This window comes from Sulfurospirillum halorespirans DSM 13726 (assembly GCF_001723605.1).
GTDB lineage: Bacteria > Campylobacterota > Campylobacteria > Campylobacterales > Sulfurospirillaceae > Sulfurospirillum > Sulfurospirillum halorespirans.
Genome location: NZ_CP017111.1, coordinates 1,782,781 through 1,800,701, shown reverse-complemented (window position 1 = coordinate 1,800,701; position 17,921 = coordinate 1,782,781). Strand labels below are relative to the sequence as shown.

General features: G+C 41.7%; 15 protein-coding genes. 8 read left to right on the top strand and 7 right to left on the bottom strand.

The annotated features are described in order from the left end of the window. Positions 1–47 precede the first annotated feature (47 nt). From ftsZ to SHALO_RS09005, 3 genes are read right to left on the bottom strand one after another with little or no spacing between them, the layout of a single operon-like run. Positions 48–1,166: a cell division protein FtsZ gene (gene ftsZ / locus SHALO_RS09015; protein WP_025345149.1), complete on the bottom strand. Its 1,119-nt coding sequence runs from the start codon at positions 1,164–1,166 to the stop codon at positions 48–50. A gap of 15 nt (positions 1,167–1,181) precedes the next feature. Further along, a complete protein-coding gene (gene ftsA, locus SHALO_RS09010; protein ID WP_025345148.1) occupies positions 1,182–2,558 on the bottom strand; it encodes a cell division protein FtsA in 1,377 nt (458 codons plus the stop codon). Further along, a complete protein-coding gene (locus SHALO_RS09005; RefSeq protein ID WP_069478229.1) occupies positions 2,559–4,019 on the bottom strand; it encodes a peptidylprolyl isomerase in 1,461 nt (486 codons plus the stop codon). Between the two features lie 104 nt (positions 4,020–4,123). Here SHALO_RS09005 and SHALO_RS09000 point away from each other — a divergent pair, with 104 nt between their 5' ends. The 7 genes from SHALO_RS09000 (at position 4,124) to SHALO_RS08970 (ending at position 12,948) form a co-directional block, all read left to right on the top strand. Beyond that, positions 4,124–5,428 carry an adenosylmethionine--8-amino-7-oxononanoate transaminase gene (locus tag SHALO_RS09000; protein WP_069478228.1) on the top strand — a complete coding sequence of 435 codons (1,305 nt, stop codon included), beginning with the start codon at positions 4,124–4,126 and terminating at the stop codon, positions 5,426–5,428. Positions 5,429–5,455: 27 nt separating this feature from the next. After that, positions 5,456–6,373, top strand: coding sequence for a 16S rRNA (cytosine(1402)-N(4))-methyltransferase RsmH (gene rsmH / locus SHALO_RS08995; protein WP_069478227.1), 918 nt, complete (start codon positions 5,456–5,458; stop codon positions 6,371–6,373). Continuing rightward, positions 6,373–6,657 (top strand): hypothetical protein, encoded by a 285-nt coding sequence (locus SHALO_RS08990; protein WP_037956411.1) that lies wholly within the window; start codon positions 6,373–6,375, stop codon positions 6,655–6,657. Before rsmH ends, SHALO_RS08990 begins: the two co-directional genes overlap by 1 nt. Before the next feature lie 31 nt (positions 6,658–6,688). Continuing rightward, positions 6,689–7,996, top strand: coding sequence for a DNA recombination protein RmuC (locus SHALO_RS08985; protein ID WP_069478226.1), 1,308 nt, complete (start codon positions 6,689–6,691; stop codon positions 7,994–7,996). A 97-nt stretch (positions 7,997–8,093) separates the two neighbouring features. Next, positions 8,094–10,466: an HD domain-containing phosphohydrolase gene (locus SHALO_RS08980; RefSeq protein ID WP_069478225.1), complete on the top strand. Its 2,373-nt coding sequence runs from the start codon at positions 8,094–8,096 to the stop codon at positions 10,464–10,466. A gap of 93 nt (positions 10,467–10,559) precedes the next feature. Next, positions 10,560–12,719 (top strand): heavy metal translocating P-type ATPase, encoded by a 2,160-nt coding sequence (locus SHALO_RS08975; protein WP_069478224.1) that lies wholly within the window; start codon positions 10,560–10,562, stop codon positions 12,717–12,719. A 22-nt stretch (positions 12,720–12,741) separates the two neighbouring features. After that, positions 12,742–12,948, top strand: coding sequence for a heavy-metal-associated domain-containing protein (locus tag SHALO_RS08970; RefSeq protein ID WP_025345140.1), 207 nt, complete (start codon positions 12,742–12,744; stop codon positions 12,946–12,948). Between the two features lie 47 nt (positions 12,949–12,995). On the opposite strand, the gene SHALO_RS08965 is transcribed toward SHALO_RS08970, so the two are convergent. After that, positions 12,996–14,234 carry an NnrS family protein gene (locus SHALO_RS08965; RefSeq protein WP_238585223.1) on the bottom strand — a complete coding sequence of 413 codons (1,239 nt, stop codon included), beginning with the start codon at positions 14,232–14,234 and terminating at the stop codon, positions 12,996–12,998. Continuing rightward, positions 14,179–14,739, bottom strand: a complete 561-nt coding sequence (gene tpx, locus SHALO_RS08960; RefSeq protein ID WP_084010845.1) for a thiol peroxidase — start codon at positions 14,737–14,739, stop codon at positions 14,179–14,181. Before tpx ends, SHALO_RS08965 begins: the two co-directional genes overlap by 56 nt. Before the next feature lie 377 nt (positions 14,740–15,116). On the opposite strand from tpx, the gene SHALO_RS08955 reads away from it, so the two are divergent. Next, positions 15,117–15,305, top strand: coding sequence for a DUF1737 domain-containing protein (locus tag SHALO_RS08955; protein ID WP_025345136.1), 189 nt, complete (start codon positions 15,117–15,119; stop codon positions 15,303–15,305). Positions 15,306–15,325: 20 nt separating this feature from the next. On the opposite strand, the gene SHALO_RS08950 is transcribed toward SHALO_RS08955, so the two are convergent. Together SHALO_RS08950 and SHALO_RS08945 are read right to left on the bottom strand one after the other, a co-directional pair. Continuing rightward, complete coding sequence (locus SHALO_RS08950; RefSeq protein ID WP_069478222.1) at positions 15,326–15,853, bottom strand: cysteine hydrolase family protein; 528 nt, start codon at positions 15,851–15,853, stop codon at positions 15,326–15,328. A gap of 12 nt (positions 15,854–15,865) precedes the next feature. Beyond that, positions 15,866–17,872, bottom strand: coding sequence for an SH3 domain-containing protein (locus tag SHALO_RS08945; protein WP_069478221.1), 2,007 nt, complete (start codon positions 17,870–17,872; stop codon positions 15,866–15,868). Between the last annotated feature and the right edge of the window lie 49 nt (positions 17,873–17,921).

Genomic DNA, 17,921 nt, shown 5'->3' with positions numbered 1-17,921 from the left:
AGCCAAGGCTTCTTCTCCTACATAGAAGAGGGTATAACGAGGTTTTACTAATCCATTTGGTGTCTAATGTAGGTAGGGATATCAAGATAGTCATCTTGTCCCTCATAGCCACCACTTACTTTTTTCATGCGTAAAATACGCTCTTTTTTGATTGATTCTTGATTGCTGTTAAGCATCTTGAGCTCTTTTGATGCTTCGACTTTATTTTCAAATCCTGTTGCAACAATGGTCACTTTGACACTGTTTTCTTCCATATCTTCACTGGTAGTTGTACCAAAGATAACATCAGCATCTTCATCCGCACAATCAAGAATAAGCTGCATTGCATTGCTGATTTCCGTGATAGGATAGCTTGAAGGAATTTGGAAGTGAACCAAGACGCCAAGAGCGCCGTTAATGGAGAGGTTATCAAGTAGAGGGGACTCAATAGCACTCTTAATCGCTTCCATCGCTGCATCTTCACCCGTGCTCTCACCAATTCCCATAAGTGCCATACCACGATGACTCATAACGGTTTGTACGTCAGCAAAGTCAACATTGATGTCACTTTGACCGGATGAAAGAACAACCAAACTCATACCGCTAACAGCACGACTTAAAACATCATCAACGATTTTAAAACTGTCTTTGATACCAAATTTTGCATCCACAATAGCAAGAAGTTTGTCATTAGGGATGATGACAATCGAATCACTCTCTTTACGCAGTTCATTAATGCCAAGTTCTGCCAGTTTAGCTCTTTTTTTACCTTCAAACATAAAGGGGCGTGTCACAACAGCAACGGTTAATGCACCGACCTCTTTAGCCGCTTGTGCAACGACAGGTGCAGCTCCTGTTCCAGTGCCTCCACCAAAACCAGATGCGATAAAAACAATGTCAGCTTTTTCTAAAGAACTTTTGATCTCTTCGTAACTCTCTAATGCAGATTCTCGACCAATATCAGGGCGCATACCTGCACCTAAGCCTTTTTTACCGAGTTGAATTTTTGTTTTAGCCAAACAATTTTCAAGGGCTTGTGCGTCAGTGTTTGCTGCGATAAGATCGATACCTTCGATACCTTCTCTTACCATGTGGTTAATCATATTACCACCGCCACCGCCAACACCGATAACTTTGATTTTAGCTCCGTATACACATTTTGATTCTTCTATGCTAAATCCGTTCATACCTCTTACCCCTCTTTAAAATAATTGTGTCAGTCTGTTCCATAGTTTTGAGCCAAAACCCTCGCTATGTTCTTCCTGGATGTTTGCAAGATCTTTTAATTTCTCTTTTGCATTACTCTCTGAAGCAGGAAGTGTTCCAATTTCATTTTCCTCAGCCTCTTCACCATCATCAAATGTCTCTTGGTGGTGGTGTTTGGTTGGTTCTATCGTCTCATCTTTGTAGCGTAATTTTTTGTTAGAATCGATCTCATACGGTGTGAAGTGACCTCCGCCGTACAAAACAAGACCAATGGCTGTTGCATAGCTTGGATCTCTGAGTGTCTCAAAGAGTCCATCCATCTCTCTTGGTTTGGCAATTCTGATAGGCACATTGTCGAAAATGGCGGATGCCAATTCTCTAATGCCATCGAGCTTTGTCATTCCACCTGTTAACACGACACCTGCACCAATTTGTTCTTTAAAACTACTGTCTTCAAGTGTTTTGGCTAAGATCATCAGTGTCTCTTCAACCCTCACATAAATAACATTAGAGACAATATTGAGAGAGACTTCGTGAGTCGAACCATCATCCCCAATGACAGGGAGTTCGATCAGTTCATTGGAATTGCTTTTGAGTGAGCCATAATTGATTTTGATCTCTTCTGCTGCACCCAGTGGTGTATGAAGAGCAGTTGAGAGATCATTCGTGATATTGAGTGAGCCTACACCTAAATAGTCGTTAAAACGCATGGAATTACCTGCATGGATCATCACATTACATGTAGCGCCACCCATATCAATCACCGCAACGCCCAGTTCTCTCTCATCGTGATTTAAAACGGCAATCGCTGAGGCATAACAGCCAAGAACGATGTTGTCAATCTCAACACCTGCTGATTTAACGGCTTTTCTAAGGTTACTTAGGGATGATTTTTGAGCGGTAATAATATGGACTTGCACCTCAAGGCGCGCGCCATTCATGCCAAGAGGATCTTCAATAAACTCTTGATCGTCTACTTTGAAATTGTAAGGGAGTACGTGCAGTTTTTCATATTCGTTCGGAATGTTGGCATTGTGATCTGCCATTTGCATCGCACGATTGATCTCTTTGATGCCAATATCACGGTTAGGAATGTTGACAATGCCACTGCTATCAACACTTTTTGTGTACGCGCCAGAGATCGAAACGATGACTTTTTCGTACTGCGTTCCTGCGACTCTTTTTGCATCATTGAGTGCATTACGAATCGACTTTGATGCAAGGTCAATATTGGTAATAATACCTTTTTTAAGACCTTGAGACTTTGCAATACCTGCCCCTAAGATTTTGACATCGCCATCATCGTTTTTTTGAGCGATAATAGCGCAAATCTTGGTTGAACCAATGTCGATACCTAAAATCGTAGTGCTCAACTATTTTCCTTTGTAGTATTGCTCGACTTTGTATGCAGTAGCGAGCTTTTTAATAAGATTTTGGTTTAATTCAGCTTGTTTCACTTGTAAAACATTTTCACTAATCATACTAACATACTGCTTAGCCTTGTCCTTGTTAAGCAACTTTTGTTCCAGAACCTCGTATACAATGGCTTTTCCATCGATAATTTTATAACCTTTTTTGGTTGTGTTATCAAAAACGTGACTTAAAAATTCAGCACTTTTTGCTTCACTAAGCCCTGCAATTGATTTTACAGAATCACGACTAACGAAGCCAATGTCACTTCCTGTGAAGTTTTCAAGTTTGGCGACAGCTTTCTTCTCTAATGCTGCACTTTTAAGCTCTTCTAAAAGATCACGACTGGCATCTTTCTTCGCCATTTCATAAGACATAGGCTCAGGGAATTGAATCGTTTTCACCTTGATAATAACGTAACTGTCCTTAATTACAACAGGTTTTAACACTTCATCTTTGGCTACTACTTGAATCTTATCAAGTGGGTAGGTGGTGTCATCATCAAAAATTATTTTAGTCTCACTTGCAGGTAGTTCACCTTTTTTGAAAGCAAGATAGGCTTCTAAAGAACTCTTTTTATCGTTTTTAAGTCTTAAGTCAACAGCAACTTTTGTTTTTGCCTCTTCAAAACTCATCAGCTTCCCATCAGGATGAATGTAGTTGTGTTTCTCGAGTGCGAAAAATTCCTCTAACGTTTTATCATCAAATTTGGCTTGAGAAGCAGGAAGATTGAGCAGTTCAAGCGTATAGCTTTTTTTCGTAAGGTAATTGGATTTGTTCTTGTCCCAGTAGGCTTTAATGGCATCTTCATTGAGTGTCACTTCGTTGGCATCAAGTGTCACAGCGGCAACGGAGAGGCGATCTTCCATAAAGAAAGCAGATGCAAAAAGATCAATCTCTTTAGGTGTGGGTGTTAGTTTAAAAAAGTTTTCGAGTTTTGCATTCAAAATCTCTTTTTCAAGTCCATTTTCATAGTCGCTTGGATTGATGCGATTGGCTTTCAGAATAGAATAATAGAGTTCTTTGTTAAACACGCCATCTGTTTGAAAGGTTGGTGTGTTAATAAGGCGCTCTTTAACATCGTCTTTGGTTGCAACAAGGCCGATTTCATCAGCGTAGTTCAAAAGAAGTGCTTGATTCACTAGCGTGTTCATCACAATTTTATCGAGACCCATCTGATCGGCTTGTTCTTGGGTAAGTTTACCACCTAAGAGATTGTTGTAAAAGTTATAGTGGCTTGCATAAGCGGATTGGAATTCTTGGACAGAGATGGTTCGATGACCTACTTTTGCGACAGATGCGGCACGATCTGTGTTCATATCATAAGCACCCCATCCCACAAAACCAGCGCCTACAAACGCTATTGTGCTAATCCAGATAGTGATGACCAAATATTTCTTGTGACGTTGCATCCAGGTAATCATTCATGCCCTTTGAGAACTTTGTATTTTGCTATAATTCTATCTATATAGTTATTAAATAACCATAAATCGCGTGAAACTCCTAACAAAAAAGGTAAAAAGTAACAATGAACACGAAAATGTTAATTGAAGATGACCTAAAGCATATATGGCACCCCTGCACGCAGATGAAAGACCACGAGACACTTCCGATTATTCCCATTCAAAGAGGCGAAGGAGTCTATTTAGTCGATTTTGAAGATAACCGTTATATCGATGGTGTTAGTTCGTGGTGGGTCAATCTTTTTGGGCATTGCAATCCGTATATCAATCAAAAAATTAAAGAGCAATTAGAGACACTCGAACACGTTATTTTTGCGGGATTTACGCATGAACCGATCATTAAGCTCTCAAAAAGGCTTTGTGCCTTGGCTCCAAAAGGGCTGGTGAAGTGTTTTTATGCCGATAACGGCTCTAGTGCCATTGAAGTTGCTCTTAAAATGAGCTTTCAATATCATAAAAACAGAGGGCAAAAACGACCGTTATTTGTCTCTTTGGAAAACAGCTATCATGGCGAAACGATCGGTGCTTTAGCCGTTGGGGACGTCAAACTGTACAAAGAGGTATTTGAAGATATTCTCTTGCAAACGATTCAGACACCTGTACCCAAAGATCAAAGTGAAGAGAGTGCCATCAAAGCTGCTGATGCGTTGGAGGAAATTTTTAAAGAAAAAGCCGATCAGATTTCTGCTTTTATCATTGAACCCTTGGTGCAATGTTCGGGTGGAATGAACATGTACCATCCGCTTTATATCTCACTGGCACGCAAACTGTGTGATCGCTATGGGGTTCACTTAATCGCCGATGAAATCGCTGTTGGCTTTGGTAGAACAGGTAAGATGTTTGCCTGCGAATATGCCCATGTTAGCCCTGATTTTATGACGCTTTCTAAAGGACTAACAGGGGGTTATCTGCCTCTTTCTGTGGTGCTAACAACCCAAGACGTGTACGATGCTTTTTATTGTGATTACTCCGAATTTAAGGCGTTTTTACACTCACACAGTTATACGGGAAATCCTTTGGCGTGCAGTGCGGCAAATGCGACTTTAGACATCTTTGAAAATGAGTCTATTCTAGAGCAAAATCAGGAAAAAATTGCGTTGATCGCTTCGAAGTTGGAGCGTTTTAAATCACTTCCTAATGTGCAGAAAGTCCGTCAAACAGGGATGATTGCAGCGGTGGAACTGGACGTGTATCCGATTGATTTTCGGGTCAATCTTAAAATCTTTGAGTATGCCATGAAAAAGGGTGTGATTTTGCGTCCATTAGGCAATGTTGTCTATTTTATGCCTCCTTTTATCATTACATGTAAAGAGATTGAGACGATGATGGATGTGGCGTATGAGGCGATTGTAAGCCTAAAGAGTCTATAATAGAACCATTTTGAAGAAGGATACACCGTGAACATTCCCCATATTCCCGTACTTTTAGAAGAGGTTAAAGCGGCTTTTTTTGCTCTTTCTGAGGGGATTATTGTGGATTGTACGCTCGGATACGGTGGGCACAGTGAGGCTCTTTTGGAGCAAAATCCTCACATCAAGCTCATTGGGTGTGACCAAGACGAAGAAGCGCTCGCTTTTAGCCAAAAAAGGTTAGAGCGCTTTGGCGATCGCGTGAGCCTTCACCATGGTAATTTTGCTTCGGTGATTGCTAAGTATGCGCATCTGCCAATTCGCGGCATTCTTGCAGACATTGGTGTCTCCTCGTTGCAACTCGATAAAAAAGAGCGCGGATTTGCCTTTGATTCGGATGTGCTTGATATGCGCATGAATCCAAAGCAAGAGCTGAGTGCTTATGAGGTGGTCAATCACTACTCACAAGAGGAGTTAGAGTTTATTTTGCGCGAGTATGGTGAGATTCACGAGTATAAAAAGCTGGCGAATGTGATCTGTGAAGCCAGAGCAAAAGCCCCTTTACAGAGTGCCAAAGAGCTTTCAAAATTAGCCGAAAAAGTGGGTGGTAAAAAGAGTATCCATCCTTCAACGCTTCTTTTTCAAGCCATTCGCATTGAAGTCAATAACGAACTAGGGGTGCTTACAGAGCTTTTAGAGAGCATTAAAAATGCGAATTTTGAGCATTGCATTGTGGGCATCATCTCGTTTCATTCACTAGAAGATCGCATTGTGAAGCAGACCTTTAAGTTCTGGTCTCAAAACTGCATTTGCCCGCCTTCTGTAATGCGATGTCTGTGTGGCAATAACCATGCTTTGGGCAAACTCATTAGTAAAAAACCGATCGAAGCAACGAACGCTGAAGTGAAAAAAAACCCGCGAAGCCGCAGTGCGAAGCTGCGTGTTTTTGAGATCAAGAGGGCGTAATGGACGATAAAAATGATCTTTTAGAGCAGTACGATGCCGAGCAAAAAGTCGAGAGAAATCTTGACTTTCGTTTTTTACTGCTTGTCTATATGGTGATGTGTGTCGCTTTTTTGGTCATTTTGCCACGTATTTACATCAAAAATCAGATCTATTACATGAGCCGTGACATCAATAAACTCTATGGTGAGTATTCGATTCTCAAAGAAGAGAACCGCGTTTTGAAACAAAATTTGGAAAATATTCGCTTCAAAAATCAAATTTTAGACACCATTTACATCGAATAATTTTACATGTAAGCTTATATGAGGAGTTGTTATGCCCCAAGAGATGATGCTATTGCTAGCTGTTTTTATCACGTTTCTCGTTGCGATGGTGGTCTTTGGATTGTGGATTCGAGCTGTTCTAAAGGACAAAGCGTACGCGCTCGCTGAGATGAAAGCCAAAAATGAGCAATTAAACATGGAAAACCTCGCCCTCAACATGAGAAATGCGACACTGCAAGCCGAACTTCAAGCACAAAAAGAGAGCCATCAAAAGCTTAAACTCGATTTTGAAGAGCAGGGGAAAAAGCTTGAACTTAAACTCAATGCCATTATGGAGCAACACCTAGAAAAAAAGCTTCAAAAACTGGACGATACCTCGATCAAATCGCTTGAAACACTGCTAAAACCTTTTAAAGAAAATCTAGAACATTTCAAAAAAAGCGTTGAAAATTCCCAAGAGAACAGCACGAAAAAATTTGCAGAGCTCTCCAAAGAGATCGAACTGGTCGCTCGTGCAGGTATGAATATCTCCAAAGAGGCTGAAAATCTTACCAAAGCGCTCAAAGGTAAAAAACAGAGCCAAGGCAGTTGGGGTGAAATGATCTTGGAGAGCGTTTTGGAGTATTCTGGGCTTGTGAAAGGCGTTCACTACGAAACGCAAGAGAGTTATAAAGATGAAGAGGGACGTACAAAACGTCCTGATGTTGTCATTAAACTGCCACAAGAGCGTACGATCATCATCGATTCTAAAGTCTCACTCAACAGTTACGATGAGTTTATTAGGGCTGAGAGTGATGAGGAGAAGCACATTGCTTCCAAAGCGCTTATGCAAGCCTTTCGCGAGCATATTGACACACTGGATTCTAAAGATTATGCGCACTATAAACAAGGAACGTTGCAGTATGTTTTTATGTTTGTGCCGATTGAAGGGGCATTTTCGGTTGCAATTAACGAAGATCCAAAACTGTATGAATACGCGCTTCGTAAGCACATTGCCATTGTGAATCCTTCGACTTTAACCGTTTCTTTGCGTACGATCTATCTTTACTGGCAAAGTGAGCAGTCTAGTACACTTGCGACAAAGCTGTTTGATGAAGCAGGCAAGATGTACGACAAAATGGTAGGTTTTTCGGAGAGTTTCAAAAAAGTGGGCACTCAGCTTCAAACGCTCAATAACAGCTATGAAAGCGCTCAAAAACAGCTCAGTGAAGGTTCAGGCAATATCTTAGGTCGTGTGGAAAATTTGAAGCGTTTAGGTGCCAAAGCGACGAAGAATCTTAAAGATGCCAAACTGGAATACCAAGATTTTAGTACAGATATTGAAGAAGTTGCTCTTCTTGCGGAAAAAAGAGAAGAATAAGTTTAAAAAAGTAGTGTCGATTGCTCTAAATCGTGTTACAATTTCTTAGAACCATAGTATTTATCTGCCTGCCTCTCTTCTTGTAAGGAGCATCACTATGAAAAAGACCAAACGTTACACGTTCACCTTTAGCATTATCACCCTTATTTTAGGGCTTGCGAGTTTTCTTTCTATCTCGTTGATTGGTCATAATTACCTGCAAAGTTCCAAAAATTCTTACAGTATGATTCAAAAGCGCAATGCAGAGGTGCGTAAAAACATCATTGAAACCATCAAAGTCTCTTTACAAAAGACATCTGCGCATCTTAAAGTGTTGATTCATAGCCAACAAAACGATGATCTCTTTGCTTCAAGGGAAATTTTTACGCGAATGATGTGGGAGATATTGCTCTCCGATGAGAAAATTGCGAGCATTTACATTGCTGATCTACATGGTAACTTCTTTCAAGCCAGACGCACACCCGAATTTGCTATGCGAACCATCGATACACGTAGCAACCTAGGTATTGATGAATGGGCGTATAAAAATACCGAATTTGAAACCATTCGCATTGAAAATAAACCCTTATCATACGATCCGCGTGAACGCACATGGTTTACAAAAGCAACTTCCCATGAAAATTTTTACTGGTCAGAACCTTATGCTTTTGCTTCAACCAATGAGATTGGCATAACCGTTTCATACCCTTTTATAAATCAAATGAGTGAAAAAGTGAAAGTAGCTGGAATTGATTTTACCATTGCTTCGATCACCAAATTGCTTCAAGAACAAAGTCTCGTTGTCGATGGACCTATTGTCATTGTCAATCCTCATGGCGATGTGATCGCAAGCTCCTTACCCACAAAAGAGTCCAATATCACTGTGGATCAACTCCCCAAAGAGATACAAGCATCGTATGAGCAATTTTTAAATGGAACAAAGCGTGGTCGAGTTCACAATGAAGCGAATAAAAACTACCTATTCGCCTTTTCAGAATTTCCCTCTGATTTTGGAAAACAGTGGTACATTGGTACCTATTTGGAAGAGAAAAAAGTGACCCAAGAGATCGATGCGATTATGATTCAAACCATTGTGATTTCACTGTTTATCATGCTTTTGATCATTGTTGTGACATGGCTTTTTTTAAGACGCATTATCATTGCCCCTGTTGATTTACTCAAAACGATGAGTGATGGCGTTGCTCTTAAACAGTACGACGCTGTGCATCATGTTCGAACACGCATCAAAGAGTTTTACGCACTCAGCCATTCGATGGTGTTGATGGCGCGTTCGATCAAAGCGCATGAAAAAGCACAAGAGAACCTGATGGAGTCGTTTATCAAGCTTATTGCTAGTGCCATCGATGATAAATCACCTTATACGGGTGGGCATTGCGAGCGTGTACCTGAACTTGCCACGATGTTGGCGCAGGAAGCAAATAACAGCCATGAAGGTATTTTTAAAAAGTTTAATTTTACCGATGAAAATGCGTGGAGGGAGTTTCGTATAGCCGCACTTCTTCACGACTGTGGCAAAGTGACGACACCTGAATATGTGGTCGATAAGGCAACGAAACTGGAGAGTATTCACAACCGTATTCATGAGATTCGTACCCGTTTTGAAGTGTTGCTTAGAGATGCGCATATCGCGTATTTAGAAGCACTTTTAAAAGGCAAAGACACGCAAGAGCTTTTGATGCAAAAACGCTCAGTTGCAGAAGCAAAACTCTTTGATGATTTTGCCTTTTTAGCCGAGTGTAACATCGGTGGTGAGTTTATGGATGCTCAAAAAATTGAACGCCTCAAAGAGATCGCTTCCATCACGTGGACACGTCATTTTGATGATCGATTGGGTATGAGCGAAGCGGAGAAAAAACGGTTGCTTGACATTCCTCTTAAACCCCTTCCATGTGTTGAAACGCTTCTCCAAGATAAACCAGAGCATCTCATTTCAAGAGCGCAGGAGGTCGATGCAAAGGTCTTTACGCGCCTTGGCATTAAGATGGAGATACCAAAGTACTACAATAATCTAGGTGAACTCTACAACCTTAGCATCGCTAGGGGAACCCTGAACGATGAGGAGCGTTATAAGATCAATGAGCATATCATCATGAGCATTCGTATGCTCTCTGAACTTCCCTTTATGGACAATCTCAAACATGTTCCTGAGTATGCCTGCGCGCACCATGAGACGATGAAAGGCACTGGGTATCCAAGGAAGCTTACCAAAGAGCAGATCTCTCTTCCTGCTCGCATCATCGCTATTGCCGATATTTTTGAAGCTTTAACTGCCAGTGATCGACCGTATAAAAAAGCAAAAACGATCTCTGAGGCGATCAAAATTTTAAGCATGCTTAAAAAAGATGAACACATCGATGGCGACCTCTTTGATCTTTTTTTACGTAGTGGTGTTTATATGCAGTATGCGCAAAAGTATCTGACTCCTGAACAGATCGATGATGTGGATATAACGCAATATCTCTCTTCGTAACCCTTTACATGTAAAGATTTGGCTACTTTTTTTGTTTCATCTTGACGCAAGTAACGAAGCGTTAGAATGTCACAAAAAGATAGGAGACAAAAAATGTCCGAAAAACATTTTGAGCTTGACATCAAAGGCATGACATGTGCGGCATGTTCCGCGCGTATTGAGCGTGTGCTTGGCAAGCTTGAAGGCGTTACTGCCAATGTCAACTTAGCGAGCGAAAAAGCGTTTATTGCCTCATCTAACCCAAATATCAACCTTCCCGAAATTATCCAAAGCATTGAAAAAACAGGTTTTGGTGCTACCGAATCTTCCAAAGTCGATCAAGATCAAAAAAGTCTGGATAAAGAGCAGGATTACCAAAAACTTTTGAGAGAATTTAGCCTCTCCGCACTGCTGACCCTACCGTTTTTAGTCGAAATGGTGGCGATGCTTTTTAACATTCATCTGCATCTTCCCCCAATGCTTCAATTAGCCCTTGCGACGATTGTGCAGTTTTACTGTGGGCGAAAGTTTTATGTGGGTGCGTATAAAAGCCTGAAAAGTGGCAGTGCCAATATGGACGTTCTCGTCGTTTTAGGCACGAGTGCTGCGTACTTTTTAAGCCTTAGCGTTGTACTTTTTTACGTGCCGTTGCACCTTTACTTTGAAGCCTCCGTTTCGGTCATAACGTTGGTACTTTTAGGCAAACTTTTAGAGGTGAGGGCGAAAGCCAAAACGGGGTTTGCTATTGCGAAACTCCTTCATTTACAGCCTAAAAATGCGTTTGTAGAGCGTGATGGAAAGCTCGAAGAGATCAGCATAGAAGCTTTACATGTAAACGATATTTTTGTGGTCAAAGCAGGCGAGAGTATTCCCACTGATGGCATTGTCGTTGAGGGCAATAGTATGGTCGATGAGTCGATGATGACGGGGGAAAGTTTACCCGTGCTTAAATCTGTGGGCGATAAGATTGTAGGAGCGACCAAAAATGGCGATGGGATGCTTAAATGTCAAGCGACCAAAGTGGGCTCCGATACCTTTTTAGCTTCGATCGTCCGCCTCATCGAAGAGGCGCAAGGTTCTAAAGCACCGATTCAACGCCTTGCCGATACGATTGCAGGTATTTTTGTGCCGATTGTGGTGAGCATCGCGGTGATTACCTTGGGTGCGTGGTGGTTTATCGGGGGCGATTTTGAAGAGGCGATCATCAATGCGGTCTCGGTTCTGGTCATTGCGTGCCCCTGCGCGCTTGGACTTGCGACACCAACGGCGATTATGGTTGGTGTTGGAAGGGGTGCGAGTGAGGGGATTCTCATTAAAAATGCCGAAGTGCTTGAAAATGTGGGCAAAATCAACGCCGTTGTGTTTGATAAAACGGGAACATTGACTTATGCAAACCCTCAGGTGGTAGATGTTTTAATTGAGAGTACACTTTCAAAAGAGCAAGTTTTAGCCCTTGCTGCAGCCTTGGAAGAGGGGTCCAAACACCCGTTAGCTAAAGCGATTATCGCTTCATCACCGCAAACATCACCCAAGAGCGTTCAAGCATTTCAGAATTATTCAGGACTAGGTGTTTCAGGCGAGATCGATGGCATGGTTTATTTTGTAGGTTCTCCTGCTTTTATCGCTCAGTTCACGTCATTACAACCCTCAACGGTTGCGCAAACGTTTTTGGAAGAGGGTAACAGTATTGTAGCGCTCTCTACAAAAGAGCAGATTATCGGTTATATCGCGCTGGCCGATACGATTCGTGAGAGCGCTAAAATAGCGGTTGAAAAGCTTCAAAACGATGGCATAGAGGTCTATATGCTCACAGGCGATAATGAACGTTGTGCTCAAAAAGTCGCTCGTGAGCTAGGCATTGAGCACTTTTTTGCAGGCGTTTTACCAAATGGCAAAGCGGATGCGATCACCAAGCTTAAAAATGAAGGCAAATTTGTCTGTATGGTGGGTGATGGTATCAATGACGCTCCCGCACTTGCGGTGGCAGATGTGGCGATTGCAATGTCCAATGGCTCGGATATTGCCGTGGAAAGTGCTGATTTGATCTTAATTGCAAACGATCCACTTTATGTCGTCAATGCCATCGCTCTTTCGCGCGCTACGATGTCAAAAATTAAGCAGAACCTCTTTTTGGCTTTTGTGTATAATATTCTAGCGATTCCATTGGCATTTTTGGGTATGTTAAACCCCATTGTCGCAGGGGGAGCAATGGCGATGAGTTCGGTTTCGGTGGTGAGTAATTCACTGCTGTTAAGACGTTGGAAAATGAAATAAAATTATAGTAAAAGGATAAACAATGGCAACAATCACATTGGTGGTTAAAGGGATGAGTTGTGGGGGATGCGTCAAAAGCGTCAAAGGCGTTTTAGAGGGAATCAAAGGTGTGAAGAGTGTCAATGTTGACCTTGCTAGTGGTCAAACAGTTATTGAATATGATGCTCCGATTGATGTAAGTGTGTTTGAAAAAGCAATTGATGAAGCAGGCTTTGAAGTAATATCTTAGGTTTACATGTAAAGAGGTGAGCCCTGTATTTGGGCTCACATTCTGCGTTACTTCTCAAATAAGATATGAATATACCGCTTCGACCACAATCCAAAGATAACAATCCACAAAACTGCCACCGTAAGTACTGCATGCAAGTACCCAAATTGCGGGAAAATGCCTGCGATGATACGAATCAGCGCCATCGCTTGAATGAGCCCAAAGAGTGTCACGGCATAGGCATCTGCTTTAGGCGTTCGCCCTGAATGACCTAAGATCACTCTGGTTCCAAAACCCACAAGAACGGTGGTAAAATAGCCCAATGCCAAGGCGTGTAGTGGCGATTTTTCCAGATAAATGGAGTGACCAACTAATGCTGAAAAATCTTGTACCACAAAAAGCCCAAACCCTACGGGAACCCACCAAATGGAGAGAAAAAGTACCCATAAAATGGCAGGTGATTTACGAAACGGTAGGCGCCATTTCAAAAGCTCATACGTGATGATGCCAAAGAGCGCACTGTCCGCCACAAATGCGTTCATGCTTAACGCTTCTAAAACCACTTTGAGGACGAGTGCCACAAAAACCAAGAGCAAAAAGTGCTTGCTTTTGTTCATCGTATAGCCGATAATGGTATTAGCGGCAAAAAATGGCATCATTTTTTGTGAAACGATGAGAACAATAAAGAACAAATAGAGGTAAAAACTCACCCCAAGTGCGAGTGCGTAGGCTGGAATAAATAGATTTGCTATAAACAGTAATTGACCTACAAGACCGAGTGCAAACGCTCTGAGCATCCATGTCGTATCAACTTTATTGGTCACCGTGCTTTTGGTTTGAAATTCAAGCAAAAGCAAGCAAAGTTTGACATAGCCCGCCATGATAACAAGCATAGGGGCGACAAGTGCCATCTCCGAGACAAACGAGAGTGCAATAAACAAAAGTCCACCGCCATTCATCAACCATGCGATCGGCAAATATTCTTTTGGTGATGCCGATGGGCGCGAGAGATAGCGTGGAAACGTCGTCAGCAAAAAGCCAGCAAAAAACTGGGTAAAGACGATGAACGTCATCGCATAAGCATGGTACAGCCCCACGCTTACATGTAAACTCAAAAGCCCTGCATAATGCAGACCTAAAAGAGCAACGAAAAGCACGCCTTGTACCACCCCTGCAAAGAAAAAGAGGCGGTGTGGCTGAGCGACTAGGTTTTGAAGAGCCGTTGTTTTTGGAGGCTCTGGTGGCGTTAAACTACTGACAAAAACCACAACAACTAGCCCCCCTATTGGCTGCATCGATAGCGGCATTTAGCGCTTCGTCGTAATTGGGCTCTTCGGTAATCTCTGGAACCACCTGTTTGTACACGATTTTGCCATCTTTACTGATCACAAAAAGGGCTCTAGCACACAAGCCTTTTAATGCGCCTTCTCCAATGAGCATTCCATAAGCACGCGCAAACGCTTTGTGTCTAAAGTCACTGCCAACGGTTAGACTTTCGATGCCCGCCACATTGCAAAATTTTGCGCTTGCAAACGGTAAGTCCATCGAAACAATCGTCGTGTCAATGTTCTCATGTTTAGCAACCTCTTGGTTAAAACGCCTTGCTTCCGCGTCACACACGGGTGTGTCAAGTGAAGGTACTACGATGATGAGTTGCGCTTTATTGCCCTCACCACCGATGGTTTTTTCTTGTAAGTCTGGCGTGACAACGGTAACGATGGGCGCATTATTGCCCACTTCTTGGAAGTTTCCTTCCAGCTTTACGGGTGTGCCTTTAAGGGTAGTTTTGTCTATTTTTGCGGTAAATGTCATCTGAATCCTTTCAAGTGTTTTATATGAGAGTCATTTTATCTCATTTAAAAGTAAAAAACCTTGATCTACATCTAGGAATTTGAAATTTTTTACATGTAAAATGTTATTTCATTTTAAAATGAAATGGATAACCTTTTTATTAAAAGGCTATAATAAAATATAAAAAAAGAGGATAGCAACGATGATAAAGGGCAAGTGAGTTTAGAAGTCAGTTTTGAGAATGAAACAGTTTGGCTGAGTCAAAACAGATGAGCTTGAGGAAAATTCAACTATTCGGTATTTCCAAATAGTTCAAATTGAAGGTAAAATTTATCGTCAATCTTTTAAGTAAAACAGATTAAAATACGTTTACATGTAAAGATTTTAAAGGAGAAAATATGCAGTACAAACTTATCACAGGACCCGATGATTCAACCTTTTGCACGAGAATTACGGAGTTTTTAAATGATGGTTGGAAGCTACACGGAAACCCTGCTGTGACGTTTAATGGTCAAACTGTGATCGCGGCGCAAGCGATTGTGAAAGAGGATGAAAAAGACATCAAGGCGTGCGGGTTTACGAAATAAGAGGCTTTACATGTAAAGCTCTATTTGACTATTTCTTGTGTGTTTTTGACTTCAATACGGCTTTGCGTCGGGGTTAAATTTTCCCATAACCAGTTGTGAAAGTTGATAATGTGCTCTGCTTTTAACATTGGACGATCCACTGTTGTGTGTCCATCTTTGATGACCGTAATCGCATAATCTCTGACCAATGCCCCATGAACGGTTGCGTTGACACAAAAGTCAGTGGCGCAACCGCAGATATAGAGTTTTTGAACATTTAGCTTTTGCAAAAGAGCTTCTAATTCCGTCTTATAAAAACAGTCATTGGCTTCTTTTTCAATGCAGTAGTCGTTTGCTTTTTGAGTCAAAGAAGGCAAGATGTGCCATTCATCGCTACCATAAACTAAAAAGTTTTCTTTTGTCCCATCGTGTTGTACAAAAATAACAGGTTGATGCTTTTGCCTAAAAAATGTTGAGAGAAGATTGATATTTTCAATGACTTTTTCTGCTTCAAAACGAGGCGTTTGAAATGCGCCTACTTGCATATCTATCACCAATAATGCTTCCATCTTTTGCTCCATTTAATCTATGCTCTCAAAAAATTCTGGTCGATACTCAAAGTGCATCGTGTCGTAGTGGTACCATCTTCCACCCCAAATGAAGCCGTGTTTTTCAAAAATATCGACGATTTTTTGAGGGATTTCATTTTTGAATTGGTAGGTTTTATCCCATCGCCAGTAGCTTGAAAATTGTGTATCTAAATCAATGGCAATGCCGTAACTATGAGCACTAAGGCGAGAAGTTCCTGCGATTTTTCGGTAGTAGTAGGTTCCATCGACTTTTTTGAGGTATTTCATGTACTCTTCAGGCAATTGATCGAGTTCGTCAGAGACTTTTTGCAGTTGTGCGGCCGCGTTTTCATTTTTGTTAAATTTCAGTTTTACTCCGCCGTGGTTAGGAAGCCAGTTTACCGTTGTAAGGTTTTTTTCGATCTCGCTTTTACTGGAACCGTAGAGTTTTTTCAAAAAGGCATCGTTGCGAAAACGACCGGGGTCATCATTGAGAGCAGGGTCGGTTATGGGTGCAAAGGCTGAGTATTTTTGGGCGAACATATCTTCGATGTCTGCATTTTCAAGCTTCTCGTCAAATGTTTTTACTTTTTTGTCATCATAAGGTAGTGAGCTTCCATCCATAAAAAAGACGGTGTTATCTTTGATCGTTTTGACGCTTGGGTATTTTGAGACAAGGTTATTGCTTTTAGGATTGGCAGGTTTGACCATAATGCCCTCAACGCGGTTGATAAGCAGTCCATTCTCTGGCACATTGGGTTGATTGGCTCCCACATACAAGTCTGAGATGATGGCTTTGCCGATGACATTGCGACCTTCTTTGCCTTCCTCCATCGTTCTCACACCCCAAATGTTTTGCATCACAAGGGCTTTACCCTCAAATTCACCCGCGTAAAGCATAATGTGACCTTTGAGGTAAATGAGGCTTAAAAAGGCTATGCCGTTTTTGAGTATCATCGCTTCTTTCTCCTTGGGTGTTAAATCTTTGAGTGAAACATACTCTCCAAAACTTTTTTGTGCTGCGGAATTACGTGGAATCCAGATGCCAAAAGGAGAGAGAAAATCGCGCGTCATGGCGGAGCAGTCGCGATTGGCTAGAAAGCCGCCCCAGCCGTATTTTTCACCCAAAAGTGCATCGCCAATTTGGCTGAGATTCTCTTTGCTAAAGCTTAGGGGTACGGTTTGCGCAAAGCTTTTTGGGATGCGCAGTTCTAATTTCTGAGCGTTAAATGCGGCGTCTCGTGTGTACATGTAAGCGTAAAAAAAGTCATCGTCTTCACTGCTGATGGGCAAGATGGCTCCCACTTTGGCATACGTGATGAAGCGTTGTTTTGCGTTATAAAGGGGTACATTGTCTTTCGTGATGGCAACTTTTACTGTGCTCAAAAACTCGGTACGCTCTTTGGCATTCACCGTCACAAAGCTCTCAACAGGAATCCACCCCGAAGCAAAAGAACTCTCCACAAATGCCCAAGCGCCATCTTTACTGTAGTGTGAAATGATAATAGGCTCAGCCACATGAATGCGTGATGTTTGCAAATAATCAAACGGATAGCCTTCTCCTGGCAAAGTCGTTTTTTTGAAAAAAGGTTTGTCGGAGGGGAGGTTGCGCATTTGTGCATTTTGGATCATAATCGCATGTGAGTTGAGGCTTCCATACGCTTCTACGTTTGTCGCGCTAATGATAGTATCGATCTCAGCGCCATCGATGAGTTGCAGATTTTCACCATAATAACGATTTTTCAGTCCATACGACCGATTTGCCCAGAGCGCATCGTCTTTGTCGTGGCTGACATGCGTTCTAAACCATGGCGAATAGTAACGGTAGGTAAAATCGTCTTGTGCAACGCTTTGAGGCGTGATATTTTGCGCTAAAAAGTCTACGTTTTGAGGGTAAAGCAGCATCTCTTTTGAACTGCTTTTTTGTGCAATCACTGTTTGGGCTGATGGCTCTTTTAAAGAACACCCGCTGAGAAGAAAAAGCGTACATGTAAAAAGAAAAATATTCCGTATTGACATATTTGAAGCCTTGAATTTTCTTAATGCTATAATACCCAAAACAACTTAG